4 protein-coding genes and 2 pseudogenes are annotated in these 6,420 nt (G+C 70.0%); 2 read left to right on the top strand and 4 right to left on the bottom strand.

Going from position 1 to position 6,420, the window contains the following annotated elements; genetic code table 11:
- Window positions 1-84: 84 nt before the first annotated feature.
- Complete coding sequence (locus ACH4UM_RS38340; protein ID WP_398190202.1) at window positions 85-939, bottom strand: hypothetical protein; 855 nt, start codon at window positions 937-939, stop codon at window positions 85-87.
- Between the two features lie 963 nt (window positions 940-1,902).
- Here ACH4UM_RS38340 and ACH4UM_RS38345 point away from each other — a divergent pair.
- Window positions 1,903-2,607 carry an amidohydrolase family protein gene (locus tag ACH4UM_RS38345; protein ID WP_398190204.1) on the top strand — a complete coding sequence of 235 codons (705 nt, stop codon included), beginning with the start codon at window positions 1,903-1,905 and terminating at the stop codon, window positions 2,605-2,607.
- 10 nt (window positions 2,608-2,617) lie between these two features.
- On the opposite strand, the pseudogene ACH4UM_RS38350 reads toward ACH4UM_RS38345, so the two are convergent.
- Window positions 2,618-3,069: pseudogene (locus tag ACH4UM_RS38350) on the bottom strand (transposase); the annotation flags it as partial.
- Window positions 3,070-3,175: 106 nt separating this feature from the next.
- On the opposite strand from ACH4UM_RS38350, the pseudogene ACH4UM_RS38355 reads away from it, so the two are divergent.
- Window positions 3,176-3,637 (top strand): annotated as a pseudogene (locus tag ACH4UM_RS38355) (TipAS antibiotic-recognition domain-containing protein); the annotation flags it as partial.
- Window positions 3,638-3,994: 357 nt separating this feature from the next.
- On the opposite strand, the gene gap reads toward ACH4UM_RS38355, so the two are convergent.
- A complete protein-coding gene (gene gap / locus ACH4UM_RS38360; RefSeq protein ID WP_398190207.1) occupies window positions 3,995-4,993 on the bottom strand; it encodes a type I glyceraldehyde-3-phosphate dehydrogenase in 999 nt (332 codons plus the stop codon).
- A 107-nt stretch (window positions 4,994-5,100) separates the two neighbouring features.
- Complete coding sequence (locus tag ACH4UM_RS38365) at window positions 5,101-6,057, bottom strand: GlxA family transcriptional regulator (protein WP_398190210.1); 957 nt, start codon at window positions 6,055-6,057, stop codon at window positions 5,101-5,103.
- Window positions 6,058-6,420: the final 363 nt, after the last annotated feature.

Raw genomic sequence — 6,420 nt, forward strand, 5'->3', positions numbered from 1 at the left:
GTCAGCCGAACGCTTCCCGGGCCCCGTCTTCGTGCCCAGGTGTCCCCGAGGCCGGCGTGGGCCGCTACTACGGGGGCAGGAGCGCTACCAACTGGGGTGGCTCAGGTCGTGGTACCAGTTGTGGCCGTGGTCCCAGGGGCCGCCGCCCCGGGCAGTCGCGGTGAAGCACTCGCTGCTGCCGTCGGCCGACGTGGCGGAGTAACCGGGGTTGCCCGAGTACTCGGCGCGCCAGCAGTAAGTCCCGGCAACGGCTGACCTGAACTGCGGGGAGGTGGCGGTGGCCGTGGTCGACGGCCCGGCTCTCAGCGGCTGCGGGCCGCCCACCGTTGTGCCGCCGCTCGTGCAGTTCGTCGCTGCAGGTCCGCAGACGAAGAATGACACCGTCGCGCCGGAGGCGGCCGGGTTGCCGTCAGGGGCATCGCCAGTCACCGTCGCACGGTCGGTGACCGGGGTGCCGACGCGGAGTGTGGTGCGCGAGGGGGTTGTGGTGATGGTCGGCACGGACTGGTAGCTGATGGTCACCGACGGCGCGCCGGTGGGGTTGGCGACGGTGGAGACGCTGCTCGCACCGGCGAAGGCGAAGCTGGAACCGCCGCCCCCGCCGGCACCGGTGTCGTTCCCGGTGCCGCCCCCGCCACCGCCCCAGAAGCCGGCGCCGCCCCCACCGCCGCCGGACGGGCTCCCGAAGTTGCCGCCGTTGCCTCCGACACCGGGCGAACCGTTCCCACCGGTGGTGCCGCCGCCACTGCTTCCGCCGCCCGTTCCACCGGAGGTGCACGTACCACCGCCGCCCGAACCGGCACCGCTGACGCCGGTGCCGTTGGCCCCAGGATTGCAGAATGCGGGCCCGACGCCACCGGCGCCTCCGGGCCTCGGGTCGTGGGTGCCGCCGCCCCCGCCACCGCCGCCCGCACCAACCAGCAGGCGCGGGTCCGTCATCGGATCACCGGTCAGCACACAGCCGACGGAAGACACCGAGCACGTGCGAAGGTCGGACTCGCCGCCGCCCGCCCCGCCATTGGCACTGCCGCTGGCACCGCCGCCCACTCCGACCTCGACGTTACAGGGTGCTGCCAGGTGTGACCGGGACGTCCGCGGCCACCTGTGCCCCGGGGCCTCCACTGCTGACCGTGGCGCCAAAGCCGCGAGAGGCGCCGCTGGCGACCACGTGAATGCTGGTCACACCGGACGGAACGGTAAACGTGTCCTCGCCGGTCGTGGTGTACGTGCAGGTGGGAGGGCCGCTGCTGAAGGTACCGCTCGTTCCGCACGCACTTTGTGCGTAAGTCTCCTGGGCCGACAGTCCCACGATGCCGAGGGCCAGACTCGCGCCCAGTGCCACGCCCCTCGACCAGCGGCGTCCTGTCAACGGTGCCCGGCCGGGCGGGCCACCCGCCCTTCCCCGGCCACCAGCCTTGCGATGCATCGAACCTTCCGAGGAATACGGCGTTCCGAAGCCGCTTAGTTGACGTGCCGTCAGTCAAGCAGGGGGAGGTCGTCACTCTCGAAGGGACGCGCTGGACTATTCACACTCCCGAAGTACGCTGCGGGGCCTACGTCGCTCAATGACTCCAGGGCACCGGTATGAGCCATGGCGCCAACCGCCGGGGCGAGCCCACCCGGACCCACGGCGACGCCGTCCTCATGCGGTAGGCGTGCGAGGCCTCGGTGCGGCGGCTCGGGGTCGACCGCATCGCTCCTGCCCGGACCATGCGCAGTCAGGGCCTGGACCGCTCCCGACCAGACTGTCCGGAACCTGTCGCCAGCGGCGCCGGGAGAGAGGCAGGGAGTCTGATGCCGATCATCGATGCGTGGATGCAGCACCCCACGCTCCGTCACTCCAACCACGAGATGTTCGAGTCCTTGCGCCGGTGGACGGGGTGAGGTCTGCTGGAGGAGCCGATGCCGGTCAAGGCCACGGTGGCTGCGATGGCCGCGGCGGACGTCGAGGTTGGCCTGTCGGCGGCCTGGTACGGGCCCGAGGGGTCGCTGATCAGCAACGACGAGATGGCCGAGTTCGTCTCCCGGGCCGACCGGAGGCTGTGCGGGGTGGCCAGCGCGGATCTCACCCGCCCGGTCCAGGCGGTGAGGGAACTGCGCCGGGCCGTAGAGGAACTCGGCTTCGTGGCCCTGCGGATCGTGTGCTGGCTCCGGCAGCTCCCTCCTACCGACCGTCTGTACTACCCGCTGTACGCCGCCTGCGTCGACCTCGGCATCCCCTTCTGCACCCAGGTCGGGCACACCGGCCCGCTGCGTCCGTCCGAAACCGGCCGCCCCATTCCCTACATCGACCAAGTCGCGCTGGACTTCCCCGAGCTGACCATCGTGTGTGGGCACATCGGGTATCCGTGGACCACGGAGATGATTGCGGTGGCCGACAAGCACGCCAATGTGTACATCGATACCAGCGCCTACACCGCCCGCCGTTACCCGCGCGAGCTGGTCGGCTACCTGCGCGGCCGGGGTCGCAGGAAGGTACTGTTCGGCACCAATTACCCCATGATCACTCCCGGCCAGGCGCTGGAGCACCTCGGTGAACTGGGCCTGGACGAGGAGGTCACCGAGCTGTTCCTGTCCGGCAACGCCCGACGGGTCTTCAGCCTCTGACCGCACCGGGTCACCACCGGACCCATATGAGGATCGCCGCGAGGCGGAGGGCGGCCTCATAGGCGAGAGCAAGTTTTTCGGTTCGCATGGCCAGGCCACGCCACTGCTTGAACCAGTTGATTCACCTTTCAACGGTTTTGCGCTTCTTGTGTGCCTCGGCGTCGAATCCAAGCGGGCGGCCTCCGGCACCGGCCCCGCCTGAGGCGGTGTGCGATCTGGTCAGAGGGCTGCGGGATGTGACCGCCCGGATTCTGCCTCGGCGGAGATGCCCGCGGATAGCGCGGGAGGAGTACGCACGGTCCGCGAGGACGGCTTCCGGTCGGGTTCTGGGTCTTCCGAGTCCGCTTCGCGCAACTCGGATCTGGCCATGACCGCCTCGAATGCGGGCGCATCCCCTGCCTCGCCTGCGGTGACGTGGAGGGTATGAGGCCGTGCCCCGCTGTCACTGGCCAAGTGGACCTTCGCGATCCCGACAGCCGGGAGGCGCGCGATCTCGAATCGGTCGGAATCGTCACCTCGAAGCAACGGGCGGAGGCGACAATGGCGTTCGTGGTTGATCCCGAGATCGATGCATCACTGGGACGAGATCGGCTTGGCGTCGCCATCTGTCCACACCACGTCCGGGTACCGCCGCTACACCGACGCGGACCTGCAGCGACTGCACCGGGGAGACTCCCCGCAGCGGGCGCAGTTCGCCGAACGCTCCGCTTCCCGCACGAGTGAACAGTGGCGGTCCCTCTCCGAGGCGATGTGCACGCTCCAGCGTGATCTGGGCGATGCACCGGACCAGGGCGTCGCTCCGGGCAGCCCGGAGTCGAACGCGCTCGTCGAGCGCCACCGCCAGGTCTTCTCGAACTCTTTCCCGCTCACGCGGCAGATGCAGGTGTGTCTGGGGCGAATCTACGAGTCCGACCGGGGCTTCGCGGCCCACTACGACGGCGTTCGCGCCGGGCTGGCCGCCTGGTTCCGGCAGATCATCGACGAGGCTGCTCGCGCTCACGGGATCGACCCCGACACGGCGACCTGGCAGTGGCCCCGCACCCACGTCAGCTCTCTCCGCTCGATCGCACTCGCCTGGATCGAGCACTACAACGCCACGCGCCGCCACACCGTTGAGCCTGGTTGTGGGCTTAACCATGGGGCGGGTCCGCCTGATAGCCGCCAGATTCGAGGGGCGTCGCGGACTGTCAGGGGTGGCCGTAGGCCATCGCGGGGCGACGCTCGAAGAGTGCCTGGACCGGCCGTGGCGCTCCCGCACCCTCCGGAAGCCGGGCGGACCCGCTTCTGTGACTGAGCGCTCTGCTTGGCCCGACTGGTCAACCAGGGCGCCCAAAGGAAGTGCTGGCCGGCGCAGTCGCCCGAGGCGGGGCACCACCCCGGCGTCCGGTCAGCGGGTGGCGAGGAACTCGAGCGTGTCGATCACGCGGTTCGAGAAGCCCCATTCGTTGTCGTACCACGCGACCACCTTGACGTGGCGCCCGTCGACGCGGGTGAGGGCCGAGTCAAAGATCGACGAGGCGGGATTGCCCGTGATGTCGGACGACACGAGCGGGTCGTCCGAGTACTCGAGGATGCCCGCGAGCGGCCCCTCCGCTGCGGTGCGGTACGCCGCCAGCACGTCGTCGCGCGTCACGTCGCGGGCGACGGTCGTGTTGAGTTCGACGATCGAGCCCACCGGCACCGGTACGCGGATCGAGTCGCCCGATAGCCTGCCGTCGAGGTTCGGCAGTACCAGGCCGATCGCCTTGGCGGCGCCGGTCGTGGTCGGCACGATGTTGACGCCGGCGGCTCGGGCGCGTCGGGCGTCGCGGTGCGGACCGTCCTGCAGGTTCTGCTCCTGCGTGTAGGCGTGCACGGTCGTCATGAACCCGTGTTCGATACCGGCGAGTTCGTCGAGGACCGCGGCCAGCGGCGCGAGCGCGTTGGTGGTGCAGGAGGCGCTCGAGACGATCGTGTGCACGGCCGGGTCGTAGGCGTTGGTGTTGACCCCGAACGCGAGCGTGACGTCGGCGCCGTCCGACGGCGCGCTGACGAGTACCTTCTTTGTGCCCGCGTCGAGGTGGGCGCGGGCGGCCTTGGCCGAGGTGAAACGGCCGGTGGCTTCCAGGACGACGTCGACGCCGAGTTCGGCCCACGGCAGCTGCGCCGGTTCGCGCTCGGCCAGCACCGTGATCCGACGGCCGTCGACGACGAGGGCGTCCCCGTCGACGGTTACCGGGCGCCCGAGTCGGCCGGCCGTGCTGTCGTAGGCGAGCAGCCGGGCGAGAGTGGCGGGCTCCGTCAGGTCGTTGACGGCGACGATCTCGAGTGCGCTGTCGCGCTCCAGCAGTGCGCGCAGCACATTGCGTCCGATGCGGCCGAATCCGTTGATGGCGATGCGAGTCATGAGTGATGTCCCTTCCCTTCGCCACCAGGTTCGCCCGTGGCTAGCGCCGCTGACAGTGGCGGGATCGCCACGGTTCAAAAGGATCCCGCCACATGGTGCCGGGCGGACTACTCGCCCCGGGTGAAGGTGCGCCGGTACTCGCTCGGTGTGGTGCCGAGGATGCGCTGGAAGTACAGGCGCAGGTTCGCGCCGGTGCCGAGCCCGATGTCGGCTGCAATCTGTTCGACGCTGCGCTGCGAGCGCTCGAGCAGTTCGCGGGCCAGGTCGACGCGGGCGCGCATCACCCACTGCATCGGCGTGTAGCCGGTCTCCTCGACGAAGCGCCGGGAGAACGTGCGCGGCGAGACTCCCGCCTGCCGCGCCAGTATGTCGAGGGTGAGGGGCTCGCCGAGCCGGTGCAGCGCCCACTCGCGGGTGGCGGCAAACCGCTCGCCGAGTGGCTCGGGGACGCTGCGCGGCACGTACTGGGCCTGGCCGCCGCTACGGTAGGGGGCCGCAACCAGACGCCGGGCCGCGTGGTTGGACGCGGCCACTCCGAGGTCGCCGCGCAGGATGTGCAGGCACAGGTCGATGCCGGAGGCGGCGCCGGCCGAGGTGAGCACGCTGCCCTCGTCGACGAACAGCACGTTCTCGTCGACCTGGACGAGCGGATGCCTGGCCACGAGTGCCCGCGTGTAGTGCCAGTGCGTCGTGGCGCGCCTGCCGTCGAGCAGGCCCGTGGCGGCGAGCGCGAAGGCGCCCGTCGAGATGGCGGCGAGCCGCGCGCCCCGGTCGTGGGCGGCGATCAGTGCCTCGACGACGGCCTGCGGCGGGTCGTCGCGGTCCGGGAACCGGTAGCCGGGGACGAAGACGATGTCGGCCCACGCAAGCGTGTCGAGGCCGTGGGCGACGCAGTATGCGAGGCCATCGCCGCCGGTCACGAGACCGGGTGCCGCCCCGCACACCCGCACCTCGTACGGCATGCTCGCGCGAGTCGTGAAAACCTGCGCAGGAATTCCGACATCGAGCGGCTTCGCACCCTCGAGCACAAGGACGGCGACGCGATGCAGGCGGGATGCAGGCACAGGAAGAGGTTACGTGGGGCGTGACTTCGATACGCCCACTGCGCGGACCGGGCAGACGACACACCGGCCGGGCTGTCTTCCACGTTGCAGTCCACCGCCCGTCCCACCCGTCGCCCGTCTCCAGCCGATCTGACACCAAACACGCGCTCAAGAGGACCCTCTATCCTCCACACTCTCCGGACCCCATCAGCCCCGTCGACCCAAGTCGGCCGCTCCTCGGGTGAAGCCGGTCAAGCCCCTCATCAGCGGTCCGTCGATGCCTCCGGGACCGGTGACACCTCCTCATGTTGTTGTCAAGCCGTAGCAGGTGCGGGAGTTGGGAATTGGTAGCACTGTCTGTCACGGACCATGGCGAACAGGACG

Origin of the sequence: Streptomyces sp. NPDC020801 (assembly GCF_044334385.1) — a bacterium.
Lineage (GTDB): Bacteria > Actinomycetota > Actinomycetes > Streptomycetales > Streptomycetaceae > Streptomyces.

What these genes read in the sequence shown, in the direction of transcription:
- ACH4UM_RS38345 (WP_398190204.1), top strand. Translation starts at nt 1,903, where the DNA reads ATGCCGGTCAAGGCCACGGTGGCTGCGATGGCCGCGGCGGACGTCGAG.
- gap (WP_398190207.1), bottom strand. Translation starts at nt 4,993, where the DNA reads ATGACTCGCATCGCCATCAACGGATTCGGCCGCATCGGACGCAATGTG.
- ACH4UM_RS38340 (WP_398190202.1), bottom strand. Translation starts at nt 939, where the DNA reads ATGACGGACCCGCGCCTGCTGGTTGGTGCGGGCGGCGGTGGCGGGGGC.